This window comes from Telmatobacter sp. DSM 110680 (genome assembly GCF_039994875.1).
Classification (GTDB): Bacteria; Acidobacteriota; Terriglobia; order Terriglobales; family Acidobacteriaceae; genus Telmatobacter.
Genome location: NZ_CP121196.1, coordinates 4,776,673 through 4,793,110, shown reverse-complemented (window position 1 = coordinate 4,793,110; position 16,438 = coordinate 4,776,673). Strand labels below are relative to the sequence as shown.

Here is a 16,438-nt window from a genome sequence, read left to right as displayed (position 1 = left end):
TGATTCTGCTAAGATGCTCCCAGCTTAAGCATCCGCAAATCCATGCGTATTTCCTTCCCACGTCTTGCCTTCACGGGCCTGTCGGCCCTTCTGTTATGCCCATCTGCGCTCTCTGCGCGGACATTTGGGATTGATCTGAAGGGCAAGCCGATTCGCGATCTTGCAGGGGTTGACACCCGCTACGTGGTGCTGATGTTTGCTGCCAGCGATTGCCCCATCTGCAATCGATACGTCCCGGAAATAGCCCGCCTTTCGCACGAGTATTCCTCGCGCGGAGTGCGGATATGGTGGGTCTTTCCTAACCCCGGAGACACGCGATCTGTGGTTGCGAAGCACAACCGGGAATTCTCCATTCGAGAGCAAACCGTGCTCGACCCGCAGCAGACTCTGGTTCATCTGGCGCACGTTGCCATCACGCCTGAAGCGGCGATCTTCAAGGTCGATGGCGGTGGGATGCACGAGATCTATCGCGGCTGCGTGGACGATCGTTACATGGCTATTGGTAGAGAAAGACCTCAGCCGGAACATCATGATCTCGAACTCGCCCTGACGGCTGCGCTCAATGGCACGATCATTCCGCAACCTGCCGGTCCCCCGGTGGGATGTTCCGTCGTCTTTCTGCAGAAATGAAAGCTTTCGGCACTATCGCCATCTTGTCGGCACTCGGGGCATGCATAGGGTCCTTGAGCCGTCTGCCGGACGCAAGCCCGCATGCCGCGGTGCAACAACCACGCGAGCAGATTGCGGCTTCGACGTCGCGTTCAGGAAATGATGACGATTCTGACACTGCTTCCGCGCCTACGTGGAGTCGCGACATTGCGCCCGTCCTTTACAAGAACTGCGCTACTTGTCACCACCCCGGCGGGGGCGGCCCGTTCAGCTTGCTGACGTATGAGAATGCGCGCCGCTGGGGTCCGCAGATTCTGACGGTCACGCAATCGCGCTTTATGCCGCCGTGGCTCCCCGAGTCAGGATACGGTGATTTTGCCGATGTTCGCCGTCTCAGCGACGAAGATCAAGCGCTGTTGAAGCGCTGGGTCGCCGACAAGATGCCGCAAGGTAATCTCTCAACAGCCCCCGCTCCGCCGCATTACGATGCGACATGGCTCATCGGAAAGCCTGACTTGGTCCTCAAGTTGAAGCGCCCCTTCACGCTGAATGGCGGGGGGACGGATGTCTTCCGGAATTTCATTCTGCCTTACCCGCTCAAACAGACTGAGTACGTGCGAGCGATGGAGATCCGCCCGGGCGCGCCCGAGGTGGTTCACCATGCCAATGTGATCATAGATCGCACCGGCAGCCTGCGCCGCCAGCATCCGGTTAATTGGGAAGATGGGATCGCGGGGATGGAACTTCTGATCGACTCCGGCAACCGATTTGACCCGGACAGCCATTTTCTCTTCTGGAAGCCGGACTCTCCGGCCCTGATTGAACCCGAGGGGATGCCATGGCGACTCGATCCGGGTAACGATCTTATTTTGAATATGCACCTCAAGCCCTCAGGAAAATCGGAAACCCTCGACGCGCAGGTGGGCCTCTACTTCACCGAGGACCCGCCGGCGAAGCAACCGATGTTGCTGGCGCTGGAACGCGACGACGCGCTCGACATTCCTGCCGGCAATTCCGATTTTGTCGTCGAAGACTCGCTCACTCTGCCCATCGATGTGGACGTGCTCGGCGTTTATCCTCACGCGCACTATCTGGGACACGACATGAAGGGTTGGGCAATGCTTCCGGATGGTCAGAAGAAATGGTTGATCTGGATTCGCGACTGGGACATCGACCGCCAAGCTGTATACCGCTATAAGGCGCCTATCCTGCTGCCCAAAGGAACCGTTCTGCACATGCGCTATTCCTACGACAACTCGTCGTCGAATGTCCACAATCCTCACGCACCGCCAGTGCGGGTGCGGGCGGGCAACCGGTCTGAAGATGAGATGGCGTTTTTGTGGTTGCAGGTGTTGCCTGTGAACACGTCTTCGGATGCGCCGGATCCACGTCTGCTGCTGGAGGCAGCGTGGATGCGCAACCGTCTGCGCAAGACTCCAACGGATCCGATAAGCCTCTATAACTACGCTGCTGCGCTCGCGGGTAAAGGTAAATTTGCCGAGGCAACGATGGTGTTTCAGCGATTGCTGAAGATTACTCCCGCCGATGAACGCTCGCGTTCTGCATTGGGTGTTGCGCTCGACGGACAGGGCAAGTGGAAGGAAGCGATCGAGACATTTCGCGCCGTCGTTGCTCACGATCAAGGAGCATGTGACGCGCGCTTCGATCTTGCCAATGTCGAACTTCGCCACGAGCAATTCCAGGATGCTGAAGCAGACTTTCGCTCCCAGATCGGGGCGTGTACTCAGGATGCAGATGTTCACGCTGGCCTTGGAACAGCCTTGGAAGGTGAAAACAAGTTAGACGAGGCACACGCTGAGTTTCGCCGCAGTCTGGAGATAGCACCGGGAAACTTGCGAGGTCTTCTGGGTTCAGCGGATATAGAGTCGGAAGCTGGTGATTTCGAGTCTGCGATTCAACTTCTCAAACAAGCTACGAGTCTTCATCCCGATTCTGCGGAAGCGCATGAGGAACTTGCCCGGGCTTATGCCCAAAACGGCAACCAAAACTCCGCGCTGGCCGAGTTGAAGAAGGCTGTTGAATTGGCTCCGAATGACCCTCAACTGCACGCGGCTCTTTCCCAGGTTCTCTCTTCGACCGGGAATGTGGCGCAGGCGATAGAAGAACAACGAACTGCACTCAAGCTGTTTGATGGCGATGCCGACGGTTGGAACAATCTCGGTGTGCTTGAGTCCAGAACAGGGAAGACTGCCGCGGCGCGCGCGGATTTTGAACATGCCCTGCGGCTGAAGCCAGATCACCCGCAAGCTCGCGCGAATCTGGCACGTCTGCGCGACCCCAACTGATAACGATTCGCAGGTGGACGCGACGTCAGCCAACATATTTATCGTCTCTGATATACCTAGAGCCATGCGTGTTGTTCTGTGCCGACCTGCTTACGTATTGATGGCAGTAGTGTTGGCCGCTATCACTCCCCTATGTACTGCGCAAGCTCCCGATACATTTCGCTGGATTGATTTTCATGCGCAAAGCGACCAGGATGTTGCTGTCTGGGTGACGCGCGCCCTTGACGGGCAAAAATGGACGGCGATTCGCGAAATCGGTGTGCAGTATGATGCGGCACTCGTCATCACGACGACTCGAGCGACTCCGCAGTCGGCGACCAACCGGGACACCTTTTCGATCTGGAGCGTGTCGCTCAGTAATCGCATGCTGACTCATATCGCGGATGGAGCGAATCTGCGTCTCATGGATTGGTTGCTGCTGAACGTGGGTCAGGGCAGGGAACTCGCCGCACTCTACGATGACTGCACCGACTGTCAGGCCACGACGTACTTTACTGCGCTCCACTACGACCTGCGGCAACACACGTGGGCGGCGCGCTGGATGCAAGGCGGCAAGGCAGTTCCGGTGTGGGTTTCGAATGCGGGTGTTGGTGTGACCCATACCCAGGTGTTTGCGGTAATGGCCGATGAAAACGGTCGTGAAACGCTTGGCACCTGGAGCCACCTCGACTACGGCAAAACCAAAACGGCCGAGGATGCAGTCTATCGCTACGATCTTGACCCCCAAAGCGACGTGGAACGAACACAGTTGCTTTTTGGAAGGGACGCTACAAGCATGAAGGACCGCCTGTGCCGTGCGCAGGATGGGGTTCCGGGTCTCAGCCGGGGACAAGATTCGTCCCTCTGCCTAGGCAGCGAGAAGCCGCACTATGAGCGCAAGCCGGTGACCTCTCCGCCAGCGAACAACCAGGGCCAGTCGCGGCCTCCTGGTTCAAAGCAATAGTTCGAGAATTAGCAAGGGTTCATGCCGATCGGACTCTTCAGCCTTTGCCTTGAATGGCTTGTAGGAGTTGGTTTTCCAAGGGTGTGCGGCCAGCGCCAGTGAATACAAATCTTTGCCTCTACTTCGGCATCCAAGCTGCCATAGAGGTATAGAGATGAATAATTTCCCCCGATATTTAGTTTTGATGTCACTCTCTGTCGCAATTGCAATGGGCTCCGCAGGATGTAAAAGTAATCAGACCCCGGCCCCTACGAATCAAGCGCAGGATCAGAATCCATCGCAAGACCCAGCCGCGGCGAACGTGGCGCCAATTTCCAACGCCTCGACCCAGCCCACCGGATATGACGAAAACGCACCAGCCTCCAATAGCTATCCGCAAAGCGCTCCTCCGTCGAGCTATCCGAGCGACAGACGCCGGTCTGACCGTGACCGCTCCGACGGTGACCGCGCCTCAGGCTATTCCGACCAATACGGCAGCGATGATTACAACAATCCTGACTATTACAACAACTACGACAACTATGATCAGCCGGTAGATTACGCGTCGCAGGCTCCGCCGCCGCTGCCTGAATACGATCAACCGCCTTGCCCCGGTGATGACTACATCTGGACACCGGGTTACTGGAACTATGCTTCCGACGGGTATTACTGGGTTCCTGGTGCATGGGTGTCCGCGCCGTATCAGGGTGCGCTGTGGACTCCGGGATATTGGGACTACGACCACAATCACAACCGGTATGGATGGCATCGCGGCTACTGGGGACGCCACATTGGCTACTACGGCGGCATCAACTACGGATTCGGATACGTCGGTTCCGGCTACCAAGGCGGTTACTGGCAGGGAGATCATTTCGACTACAACCGCTCGGTGAACAACGTGAATACGACGACGGTTCACAATGTATACAACTACACGGTTATCAACAACACGAACACCGTAAACCGCGTCAGCTACAACGGCCCCGGCGGCGTGCAGGCAAAACCGCGACCGAGCGACATAGCGGCCCTGCACGAGCAGCACAATCCTCCCATGACGGCTCAAGTGCAGCAGATGCAGGCCGCGAAATCGAATCGTGCCAACTTCGTTGCGGTAAATCACGGAAGGCCGCAGACCGTAGCCGTCGCGCAACCGCTTCCGGCCGATCACAACATCCGTCCTCCTGCGCCGGTTCCGATGCGGCCCGTTCCCGGCAGCAATCCTCAGTCCGTACCGGTTGCAAACGCGCCTCGCACTGCACAACCTGTTCCGCAGCCCCAATCAAAGGGTGAACAACCTGCTGCAGGACGGCCGAATCAGCCAGCCCTGAACGGCCAGCCCGCACAACGTCAGCAGCAACCCATGCCGCAACAGCAGCAGCATCCAGCTCCGGTTCAGCAGCCTGTGCGCCCACAGCCTGTACCCCAGCAGCAGGCACCGCAGCAGCATGTTCAGCCCGCGCCGGAGCGGCAAATGCCGCAACAGCGTGCGCAGCCTGTGCCTCAACATCAGGCGCCTCAGCCGCAGCGTCCCCAGCAGGAACAGCGTCCCGCCCCGGTACAACATCCGCAGCAACAGGCGGCACCTGAGCGTCCGGCTCCTGTGCAGCAGCATCAGGCTCCTCCGCCGCAAGAGCGTCAAGCGCCGCCTCAGCAGCGACAGGCTCCCCAGCCCCAGCACCAGGAACCTCCGCAACGGATGGAGCAGCAGCGTCCCGCGCCTGTCGCTCATCCACAGGCCCAGCAACCGGGTCCGCAGCAGCATGCGGCGCCGGCACAGAAGGCCGCGCCTGAACGGAAACCTGCGCCTCCGCAAAAGCCGGGAGAAAAAGACAAGAAACCGCAGTAACGCACGGAATGACGGGCGCAGAGTGGCTATTCTCGAAGATTTCGAAATAGCCACTCTGCCTGATTCTCTTGATCAGCTAGATCTAATCAGCCGCTTGCACTTTAATGGAAACGACTCCGCGGATCCAACGTGCCGGACGGCGCTCTCCAGAACATATCAACGCAATGGGTCCGCTATCGCCGAGAGGTCTGCCGTCGACGCTATCGGCCAGCAGGACTGAGCCTTCGTGAACATCGGGTGAGATTTCTCCGAGCGAATACACTACCTTGTTGCCATCGCGACCTTCCGCGACCACGTAAAGGCGGAAATCCTTACCCTTGAGCTTTTGCGGAACCCCAAGTTCCACCAGCAGCGCCATCAGCGGAACTCCGGAGTAAGTTTCTTGCGATTGAGTACGCTCATTAGTCGCCTGAATAGTCTCATGCGGCAATGGCGCCAGTTTGGTCGCTGTCCATTCGGCAGATTTCTTGCCGTAGCTGATTTTCAGAGGAGTATCCATAGCGTCACGCCCCTGGTCGGCTTGCTGCCGCGTGCGCGAGGTGTCAAGCGGGCCCGGGGGACGAAACGGAACTCCGCCAGGTCCAGTATTGGGGTTATCGGGAAGTTGACTTACTGCCGCTGCGGGGACGAGCGCCAGTGACAAGATGAGTTGGATGGCCCTGCGCCGCATGGGTAGTCGCCTCCAGGCATCCATCGTATACTGATGCCATGTCGGTTGTACGCAATATAGCGGCGATTGCCAAGGGAATGAGCATCACCTTCGGGGAGATGCTGCAGCCCACCAATGTTGAAAACTATCCCGATGGCAAGGGGGCGATGCGCGGCGCGAAGTTTGAGCAGCGCTTCCGCGGCGGACATGTACTGCAGAGGGATGAAAACGGCTTGGAAAAGTGCGTCGCCTGCTTTTTGTGCGCGGCAGCCTGCCCGGCCAACTGCATTTTTATCGAAGCGGCGGAGAACACTGACGAAGTTCGCATCTCGTCTTCAGAGCGGTACGCGAAGGTCTACAACATCGACTACAACCGTTGCATCTTCTGCGGATACTGTGTCGAAGCCTGTCCCACCGACGCCATTACGCACGGCCACGCGTTTGAACTGGCCAGCTTGAATGCCACGAACCTGGTGATGCGCAAAGAAGATATGCTGCTGCCCGTCAGTGCGATTGCGGCCGCTCGGTAGCGTTCCGCGTCTTCGACAGGCTGAGAGATTCCAGAACTTAGTCTGAGTAACAATTTGGCCGCTCAATCCCCCACTCTGCCTCCGGTTTATCCCTGTTCCCTGTACCAAGTTGAACTGCCGGTCCGTAACCCTCTTACAATCATCAAAGAGATATGACGACGACATCCCAACATCCCCTGGTAGAAATTCTCAAGAACCGCATCGCCATTATCGATGGCGCGATGGGTACGACCATTCGTACCTATGGCATGACCGAGGCGGACATCCGTGGCGAACGGTTCAAGGACGCCAAGAAGGACCTGAAGAATAACGGCGACCTGTTTGTTCTGACGCAGCCGAAAATGATCGGCGACATCCACCGGCGCTTTCTCGAGGCCGGCGCCGACATCATCGAGACCAATACTTTTGGCGCGACGACCATTTCGCAGAGCGAGTTCTTTGTCGACGACCCACGCGAGCATGGTGGACGGAAAGATCCGGACTTCTATCAGAAGATCATTGACGATCCGTTCTTGAAGGGCTTGGCGTGGGAGATCAACGAGGTGTCCGCAAAGATTTGTCGGGAGTGGGCCGATCGCGTTGGGAAACAAACAGGCAGACCGAGATTCGTGGCTGGATCGATCGGGCCATTGACGGTGTCGTTGTCGAATTCGCCGGATGCCAACGATCCGGGATTCCGTTCGGTGACCTTCGACCAGGTAAAGACGGCCTATGCGGAACAGGTACGGGCGCTGATCGCGGGCGGTGTAGAATTCCTGCTCGTCGAGACGATCTTCGACTCGCTGAACGCCAAGGCCGCGCTGGTGGCGATTCGCGAAGTGTTCGATGAGGATGGAGTCGAGCTGCCGGTGATGATTTCAGCGGCTGTAGGTCGCGGTGGAGAGACGCTGATTTCTGCGCAGACTACTGAGGCCTTCTGGAATGCGGTTGAGCACGTGAAGCCGCTGGCGGTGGGATTGAATTGTTCCCTGGGTCCTGACCTGATGTATCCATTCCTGTCCGAGCTCTCCGAAAAAGCAAATGTCGCGATCTCGTGTTATCCAAATGCGGGGTTGCCCAACCCTTTATCTGCGACAGGTTTCGATCTTGGACCGGAGGATATGGCTCGCTATCTAAGCGAATTTGCGAAGGCGGGGCTGATCAATATTGCCGGCGGGTGCTGCGGCAATACGCCGGAACATATTGCGGCGATCGCCAAGGCGCTTGAGGGCCTACCCCCGCGAGAATTGGGCGAGAGGTCCGAAGCGGAGTCCGATGCGAACGAAGGTGTCGCAGCATGAAGCCTCTTCGCCTGTCGGGATCGCAGCCATTCACCCAGCAAGCCGGCGTCTTCATCATGATCGGCGAGCGAACCAACGTTGCCGGTTCTCCCAAGTTCGCGCGACTTGTGAAGGACGGTAAATACGAAGAAGCCGTCAGCGTCGCCAGGCAGCAGGTGGAGAACGGGGCGAACGTTCTGGATATTTGCATGGACGAGGGCATGATCGACGGAGTCAAGGCAATGACTCGCTTTCTGCAGTTGCTTGGGAGCGAGCCCGAAGTCGCCAAAGTGCCATTCATGATCGATTCGTCGAATTGGGCCGTCCTTCAGGCGGGACTGAAATGCCTGCAGGGCAAGGGCATTGTGAATTCGATTTCACTGAAGGAAGGTGAGGGCAAGTTCTGTGAACACGCGGCCACGGTGTTGAAGTATGGCGCTGCCGCGGTAGTGATGGCTTTTGACGAGCAGGGTCAGGCAGCGAGTTACGAAGACAAGATCCGCGTCTGCGAACGAGCCTACAAGATTCTTGTCGACAGAGTCGGATTTCCAGCCGAAGACATCATCTTCGATCCGAATATCCTCACCGTCGCCACCGGCATGGAGGAGCACAACAACTACGCCGTCGACTTCATCAACGCCACGCGTTGGATCAAGGCGAACCTTCCACACGCCAAGGTGAGCGGTGGTGTTTCGAATATCTCCTTCAGCTTTCGCGGCAACAACCGTGTGCGCGAGGCCATGCATTCGGCGTTTTTGTATCACGCCATTGCTGCGGGTCTCGACATGGGCATCGTGAATGCGGGGATGCTCGAGGTGTACGAGGAGATTGAGCCGAAGCTTAAAGAACTGGTTGAAGATGTGCTGCTGAACCGCAGGCCTGACGCCACAGAACGCCTGGTCGAATACGGCGAGACGCTTAAAGGCGAGGGAGAGGCGGTAGCAGAAAAGAAGACTGAAGAATGGCGCAACGGTACAGTCGAAGATCGTTTGACGCATGCGCTGGTGAAGGGCATTGACAACTACATCGAGGTCGACACTGAGGAAGCGCGGGCGAAGCTTGGCCGGCCGCTGCTGGTGATCGAAGGCCCGCTGATGGCGGGGATGAGCGTGGTTGGCGATTTGTTCGGCGCCGGCAAGATGTTTCTTCCGCAGGTGGTGAAGTCTGCTCGCGTGATGAAGAAGGCGGTTGCCTATCTATTTCCGTTTATGGAAGCGGAAAAAGCAGCGATGGCTGCTGCTGGCCAGGTTGTGAAGGCGCAGGGAAAGATCGTGCTTGCTACCGTGAAAGGTGATGTCCACGACATCGGGAAAAACATCGTGGGCGTGGTGCTAGCCTGTAACAATTTCGAAGTGATCGACCTCGGCGTGATGGTTCCGGCGGAGAAAATTCTGGAACGCGCCAAGGCTGAAAACGCTGACATCATTGGATTGAGCGGATTGATTACACCTTCTCTGGATGAGATGGTGCACGTCGCCCGCGAGATGGAGCGCCAGGGATTCAAGCAGCCGCTGCTGATCGGCGGAGCCACCACCAGCCGCGCGCACACGGCAGTGAAAATTGCACCTCACTACAGCGAGCCCGTCGTTCACATTGTGGATGCGAGCCGGGCTGTGCCTGCGACAACCAGCCTGCTGAGCGACGATGGCAAGGCGGATTTCGTGGCACAGCATCGAGCGGAATATGAGGCGGTTCGCAAAGCCTACAGCACTCCGAAACAGAAGACGGTTTCGATTGAGACTGCGCGCGCGCGGCATACGCCGATCGAGTGGCGCGCTGAGGATTTGCCTGTCCCTGAATTTACGGGCGTGCGCGTGCTTGATGATTTCCCGCTCGCTACGCTCCGGGAATTCATCGATTGGACGCCGTTCTTTCACGCCTGGGAACTCAAAGGCGTTTATCCGCGCATCCTCGAGGATGAGAAGCAGGGAGAGCAGGCGCGGCAAATCTTCAAGGAAGGCAACGCGCTTCTCGACACCATTATCGAGAAGAAACTGCTGACTGCGCGCGGCGTCTATGGGCTATTTCCCGCGTCGGCGGTATCCGATGACGTCGAGCTCTACGTAGACGGAGCGCGGGGCAAGGTGCTCGATCGGTTTCACTTCCTGCGCCAGCAGGCGAATAAGGAAGGCAGCGAGCCTTGTCGTTCGCTTGCCGATTTCATTGCTCCTAAAGCGACTGGCTTGCAGGATCACATTGGCGCATTCGCCGTAACTACCGGCATCGGGTTGAAGGAGATGACCGATCGCTATCGCGCCGATCACGACGACTACAACGCCATCATGGCGGAGGCGCTTGCCGACAGGCTTGCCGAGGCTTTTGCGGAGTGCCTGCACAAGCGTGTGCGCGATGAGTGGGGCTACGGTCGCGCTGAGGGCCTGAGCCCTGCAGAACTGATTCAGGAAAAGTATCGCGGCATCCGTCCAGCGCCTGGATATCCTGCCTGTCCCGATCACACGGAGAAGGGGACTATCTGGCGGTTGCTCGATGTTGAGGGCAATACCGGCATTCGCATTACAGAGTCGTTCGCCATGTGGCCGGGATCGAGTGTGAGCGGGCTGTACTTCGCACACCCAGAGTCGCGCTATTTCTCGCTTGGAAAGATTGATCGCGATCAGGTTGCCGATTACGCGGAGCGCAAGGGGATGAACCTGCACGAAGCTGAGCGATGGCTGTCGCCTAATCTCAATTACGAACGTGGGCAATAACAGATAGACCCAAGCTTCCTGTGCGCTTTCTTGCGCGCACCGGAAGTTACGCGTTCATTGTGTCATTAGTCACATCCAAGGACAGCAGTAATGATTGACCCTTTCAGACGCTGAATGCTTTGATATTGGGCGGCAAAGATATGCCCGTCCGTTCGTCGTCAGATAGGAGAGTTCACGTGCGAATGAGGTCTGATATGTTTGCAGCGTTGGTTTTAGCGAGCGCATTGATTTGTGGATGCGGAAGTGGAAACAGCGGGGGAACAACAACGACACCCCCACCGGAAACCAAGGCAGCTACTCCCACGGTGACCACGACACCAGCACAAAATAGCGCAGTTGTTGCATCTTTGGCCACCACCACTTCGGGCGCCACGATCTACTACACCCTGGATGGTTCCACGCCGACAAACCTCTCCCAGGTGTATCAGGCGCCGTTTCTGGTTTCTTCAAATTTGACTGTCAAGGCTATCGCGGTTGCATCAGGCGATCAAAATAGTGACGTCGCGAGCCAAAGTTTCTCTCCCAGCATCGCTTCCGGGACACTGGTGTGGACCGACGAGTTTGCCAATTCCGGAACTGCCAGCGCGCTGCCAGATTCCAAAGTCTGGACGTATGACACCGGCTACCAATGCTGCGGCAACAATGAGCAGGAAACTTATTGCGCGGCAGGCTCTACAACTGCACCCTGCGATCCTAATAATCCGAATGCCTACATCGATACAACCGGGATTCTGCATATTACTGCCCGCAATCCTTCGGGAACCACCTATACTTCTGCGCGCCTGAAAACTGAGGGACAATTCAGCTTCATGTACGGACGGATTGAAGCACGAATCAAAGTGCCCGAGAGCCAGGGTATGTGGCCTGCTTTCTGGCTGCTTGGCAACAACATCGTCAAGCTCAGCTGGCCTGCCTGTGGCGAACTTGACGTGATGGAGCATATTGACGGCAGCAATCCTCCGCTATATGCGGGAGGCGCGCCTGTGGGGCACGACTGGATGCAGAGTTCGATTCATGGCACCAACCTGAATGGTGGAACTCCGTTTACGGAGTCTGGTTTTTCGGCGGCCGCCTGGCACACCTACGGCATGATCTGGACCAAAGGACAGATTCAGTTCTACGTGGACGACCCCTCCAATGTGTACGAAACGTTCACCCCTAATTCGCAGGGTGGCACGTGGCCCTTTGACGATGGACCGCAGTTCGTCATTCTGAACCTGGCGGTGGGCGGAAGCTGGCCGGGAAATGTGGATAGCACGACGGTCTTCCCGGGCGACATGCAGGTGGATTACGTGAGGATCTACACGGACTAAGCTACAAGAGGGACGCCCACCCATACTCTGCAAGGAAGATCCTTGTTTTGTTGCGTTTGCGGAATTGATCTGCGGCAAATTCCTCTTGCGATTGGACTTAGCCGCAGAATTCTCTCAGGAGAGGACTTAGAGGCATTTTTTCAGCAAATGCTTGCGGAACTGTCTCCTTCGTTTGGCTTTTCTGAAACACAGTTTCGCTGTTTCACAAGCGCCTTTTGCCGGTGGCTGACATGTCTTTCTAAGTTGCTGTGAGCTCGATAGTCAGCTCGTTGTTGATGATATTTTTTGGCGATTTTTGGCATATTTGGCGCGTCTATCCTGTCGTTTCCATGCTTTAAGAGCCATCGGATTGGGCTTCCCGTGTTTGGGAGGAACCTGACGCCGAAGAGGAGTTTCGCAAGCTCCTCCGCATGCATTCAGGTTAGCGGGATGCTCGAAATAGACTGCAAAAGCGGGCCTGGTTTTTGCGTCTTGTTTTCAATGCTGTAAGGGAGTTTCGGGGAATCGGAGGATTGACAGGTTAGGGAACAGGTTGTCGAGCGTCGATTTCCGAATCGGCCACTAACCGCAGATAATGGACTCATTCTTCCTTCAAGTTGACGCTGAAGCAGTTGAAAGAAGTGATTCTGTCATAGTGTGGTAGTATCTCTCCCGCGATTTGATTCAGCAGTTTTGAGCGTCGGGCGGTGTGATGAAAGCGCGTTTGTCGTGCTTTGTTTTGGCTGCGTTGCTTGAGGCTGGAAGTCTTGCGGCTCAACTGTCCTGCCCGGCGACAGTTCCGGTGATCGCCTTCTCAGGGAACAGAATCGAAACATTGACTGTCAACGATTTTCGGGCAACTACGAAGGGCTATGAGATATCGATCCGCGCAGTAGATCTTCCACCCGCCAGGCGCCGGATTCTCTTTGTTCTCGATCGCAGCCGCAGCATGACTAGTTCGAAGCTTCTCGTAGATCAAGCTGTCGACGAAGCCCTTTTCGCAGTTCCGGTCGATGACACGGTGGCGTTTCTGGTGTTTGCGGGTCAATATTTCAAGCAGACGGATTTCATGAATTTACAGTCCCTGAAGGAGCGGCTCCCCGACATCCTTACGTGGAAGCCCGGCAGTAAGTCAAACGGACCAGACACGCCGCTTTGGGATAACATCGGACGCGCGTTGCAGATGTTGACTCCACATAGACCTGGCGATGTCATCATCGTGATTTCGGATGGGGATAACAATTTGGGCAAGCTTTCCCTTGAACAGGTTCAAGAGGAGCTAGGCAAGGCTGGCGTATCAGTACTGGCCGTTATCAAATCAGACCCCTACGCAGCTACGCCCCAAGAAAAAATCGGACCGACATTTCTAAGCGTCTTCGCAAAAGCAACTGGCGGCGGGGTTTCTCAGATGCAAGGGCAATCGAATAGACCAGGCCAGATGATCTTGCAACTCGAACATCAATACAATTTGGAATTGGAGGTGACACCAAATCGGGGATCGATGAAACCAGCTCTGGAAATCAAGAAATGGCAACTCAGCCTCAAGTCCCCGGAATTTCGAAGGAGCATCACCCTGTCTTACCCCTCCTCCCTCTATCCTTGTGCGGCCACTCCCTAGATGATTTTCTACTTCTCGTTCTCTTGATCTTTTGGCTTCCTCATCGCCTCGCGAGCAAGCTCAGGGAATCTCCGCGAATATTTCGGCCCCTGGCTGTATTACCGGCCATTCGGATCTTGAGGTTCTTTGCTTACCACCCTAAGCTGAAGAAAGCGTTTGGAGCCCCGTGCACTCAGAATGACAGCTCGAGCCTTTGTGGCCTTTCCCTCTGCACGACCGTCGAGTTTTGAACTCGAGGGCGGATCAATCGCCAATCCCGAAATGACCATTCCGTTAACAAAATCGGGAAGACGGCATTCGTAGAGTCTAGAGCTTGAAAAGCAACTGGAGTCGTGCATTTCGTGTTCGCCACCGCAGGACATGAAAATCAGCCAAGGTCGTGCTTTCCCACCCATGCTGCGCTTGGATGGGGCACCCTAGTTTCGTGCCGGTTTTGAGTTTCACGGTAGATACTTCCGCTGCGCGTCAGGATGACAGTGCCAGAGGGAAAGTCATGCCCTCATTCCACGCCAACCGCCAGGCCTGAAGGCCTGGTTGGTTTTTGCGGATGATTTTCAGCAGACTGACGGCTGCTGCTCCCCCCGTTCGCAACGGCAAGCGAGGCTGGATCTTCTTGAGGCAGTGGTATGATCCCGACGAGATGCGACGCACACTCATTTACCCTCTTCTATTTGCATTTTTGAGCGGAAGTTTCGCGGTGGCACAGAATCCGGACGCGGCGGGGATTCAAGTGAAATCGCCGGACGGGCAAATTGTCTTTTTGCTTTCTGACGCGGCGACGAAACCAACGACGGAACCGGCCAGCAGCGACATTCGCTACGCTGTGGAATTCCGTGGTAAACGGCTTATGGACGAGAGCGCGCTCGGGCTGAAGTTGCAGGGGCAGCCGTCGGCGCTGGGCACGGGAATGCGCGAGGTGAACGCGCGACCTGGCCAGCACGATGAGACGTATACCATTTCCGTTGGCAAGACGAGTTCGGTGCGGGATCACTACAACTCGACGGTCGCGGACTTTGAAGATGCGTCGGGAAGAAAACTTTCCGTCGAGATTCGAGCTTATGACGATGGCGTGGCCTTCCGGTACATAGTGCCCGCGCAGACGAATCTGAGCAAAGTCCGCATCGAACACGAACTGACCGAGTTCTCTTTTGCCAAGGACGCGACGCTCTATCCACTGGTTGTCGACGGCTTTCAATCGCCGTATGAGGATGACTATCAGATGCGACCGGTGAGCGGGATTCATCATGACTGGCTGATCGGCTTGCCGCTACTGGCGGAGGTTCCGGGTTCGGGGTGGGTTGGCGTTACGGAGGCCGATATTGAAAACTACGCGGGCATGTACCTGCGCAAAGCAGACGCTCGCTTCGGCTTGCGTGCAGAGCTTTCCCCACGCATTGATGTGCAAGGGACGGCAGTGGAGGCCGAAGCTCCGGTTACAACGCCATGGCGTGTGCTGATGATTGGCGAGGAGCCGGGTCGGCTGATTGAGTCAAACATCGTGCTGAACCTGAATCCGCCGTCGAAGATTGCGGACACTTCATGGATTCGTGCTGGGAAGTCGGCGTGGGACTGGTGGTCGGGTGAGGCTGCTCCCAGCATGAGCATGAAGCCAGGGATGAACACGGCGACCATGAAGCACTACATCGACTTTGCTTCGCAGTCGGGATTCGCGTACATGCTGATCGATGCTGGTTGGGCGCTGGCAGAACGAAAGGGGCCGACCGACTACGGCGTGGTGGCAGACATCACAAAAGTGGATCCGAACGTGGATATGCCGGAGCTGCTGCGCTATGCGAAGGAGAAGCATGTTGCGATCTGGCTATGGTCACATTGGTCGTCGGTCGACAAGTACATGGACGAGGCGTTTCCACTGTATGAAAAATGGGGCGTGGCGGGAGTGAAGATCGACTTCATGCAGCGCGACGATCAGCAGATGGTGGCCTGGTACCGGCATGTTGCGGAGCTGGCGGCTCAGCATCACCTGATGCTCGATTTTCATGGTGCGTTCAAGCCGGATGGTCTGCGGCGCACGTGGCCGAACGTGGTGACGCGCGAGGGCGTGATGGGCAAGGAGTATCTGAAGTGGAGCGCGCGGACGTCGGCGGTACACAACACCACTCTGCCTTTTACGCGCATGCTGGCTGGGCCGCTCGATTACACGCCGGGAGCGTTTGGAAATGTGACGCGCGCGGAGTTTATTCCTCGTGACAAGGAGCCGATGGCGCCGAATACGCGAGCGCATGAACTGGCGCTGTATGTTGTGCTGGAGAGCCCGCTTGAGATGGTGTCGGATTATCCGGAGCATTACGAGGGGCAGCACGATTTCGAATTCATCAAGCAGGTTCCAACGACATGGGACGAGGTGCGCGTGATTTCGGGAAGGCCGATGGTGAACGTCACGATCGCGCGGCGCAGCGGGAAAGACTGGTACGTCGGGTCGATTACGAGCTATGAGGCGCGGACTGTGGAGGTGCCGCTGCAGTTTCTGAGTGAAGGGAAGTACGTGGCGGAGATTTATGCCGACGCGGCGGATGCGGGGACGAATGCGACTCATACGGAATTCACGAAGCAGACGGTGGACTGGAATTCGGTGCTGGATGTGAGGATGGTTTCGGGCGGGGGAAATGCGATCTGGATTCATCCGCAGCAATGAAATGGGACCGTTGCCGACCTACGCTTGTGCAGGCTTCGTTCCGGGC

General features: G+C 56.8%; 11 protein-coding genes. 10 read left to right on the top strand and 1 reads right to left on the bottom strand.

Annotated features, from left to right (window positions below):
- Positions 1-42: 42 nt before the first annotated feature.
- The 4 genes from P8935_RS19760 to P8935_RS19745 all read left to right on the top strand — a co-directional run bounded on the left by P8935_RS19760 (position 43) and on the right by P8935_RS19745 (position 5,683).
- Positions 43-630, top strand: coding sequence for a redoxin domain-containing protein (locus P8935_RS19760; RefSeq protein WP_348262028.1), 588 nt, complete (start codon positions 43-45; stop codon positions 628-630).
- Positions 627-2,915, top strand: a complete 2,289-nt coding sequence (locus P8935_RS19755) for a tetratricopeptide repeat protein (protein ID WP_348262027.1) — start codon at positions 627-629, stop codon at positions 2,913-2,915. Before P8935_RS19760 ends, P8935_RS19755 begins: the two co-directional genes overlap by 4 nt.
- 64 nt (positions 2,916-2,979) lie before the next feature.
- Complete coding sequence (locus P8935_RS19750; protein ID WP_348262026.1) at positions 2,980-3,858, top strand: hypothetical protein; 879 nt, start codon at positions 2,980-2,982, stop codon at positions 3,856-3,858.
- 154 nt (positions 3,859-4,012) lie between these two features.
- Positions 4,013-5,683, top strand: coding sequence for a hypothetical protein (locus tag P8935_RS19745; protein WP_348262025.1), 1,671 nt, complete (start codon positions 4,013-4,015; stop codon positions 5,681-5,683).
- A gap of 82 nt (positions 5,684-5,765) precedes the next feature.
- Here the strand turns inward: P8935_RS19745 and P8935_RS19740 are convergent, their stop codons facing one another.
- Entirely contained in the window at positions 5,766-6,353 is a 588-nt protein-coding gene (locus P8935_RS19740) for a hypothetical protein (RefSeq protein ID WP_348262024.1), read from the bottom strand.
- Between the two features lie 38 nt (positions 6,354-6,391).
- Here P8935_RS19740 and P8935_RS19735 point away from each other — a divergent pair, with 38 nt between their 5' ends.
- The 6 genes from P8935_RS19735 (at position 6,392) to P8935_RS19710 (ending at position 16,392) form a co-directional block, all read left to right on the top strand.
- Positions 6,392-6,862, top strand: coding sequence for an NADH-quinone oxidoreductase subunit I (locus P8935_RS19735; RefSeq protein ID WP_348262023.1), 471 nt, complete (start codon positions 6,392-6,394; stop codon positions 6,860-6,862).
- A 152-nt stretch (positions 6,863-7,014) separates the two neighbouring features.
- Complete coding sequence (locus P8935_RS19730; RefSeq protein WP_348262022.1) at positions 7,015-8,142, top strand: homocysteine S-methyltransferase family protein; 1,128 nt, start codon at positions 7,015-7,017, stop codon at positions 8,140-8,142.
- Entirely contained in the window at positions 8,139-10,829 is a 2,691-nt protein-coding gene (gene metH / locus P8935_RS19725) for a methionine synthase (RefSeq protein WP_348262021.1), read from the top strand. The genes P8935_RS19730 and metH overlap by 4 nt, the downstream gene beginning before the upstream one ends.
- Positions 10,830-11,023: 194 nt before the next feature.
- The gene (locus tag P8935_RS19720; protein ID WP_348262020.1) at positions 11,024-12,142 is read left to right on the top strand and encodes a family 16 glycosylhydrolase; all 1,119 of its coding nucleotides are present in this window, start codon (positions 11,024-11,026) and stop codon (positions 12,140-12,142) included.
- 691 nt (positions 12,143-12,833) lie between these two features.
- Positions 12,834-13,739, top strand: coding sequence for a vWA domain-containing protein (locus P8935_RS19715; protein ID WP_348262019.1), 906 nt, complete (start codon positions 12,834-12,836; stop codon positions 13,737-13,739).
- Between the two features lie 697 nt (positions 13,740-14,436).
- Entirely contained in the window at positions 14,437-16,392 is a 1,956-nt protein-coding gene (locus P8935_RS19710; RefSeq protein ID WP_348262018.1) for a glycoside hydrolase family 97 protein, read from the top strand.
- Positions 16,393-16,438: the final 46 nt, after the last annotated feature.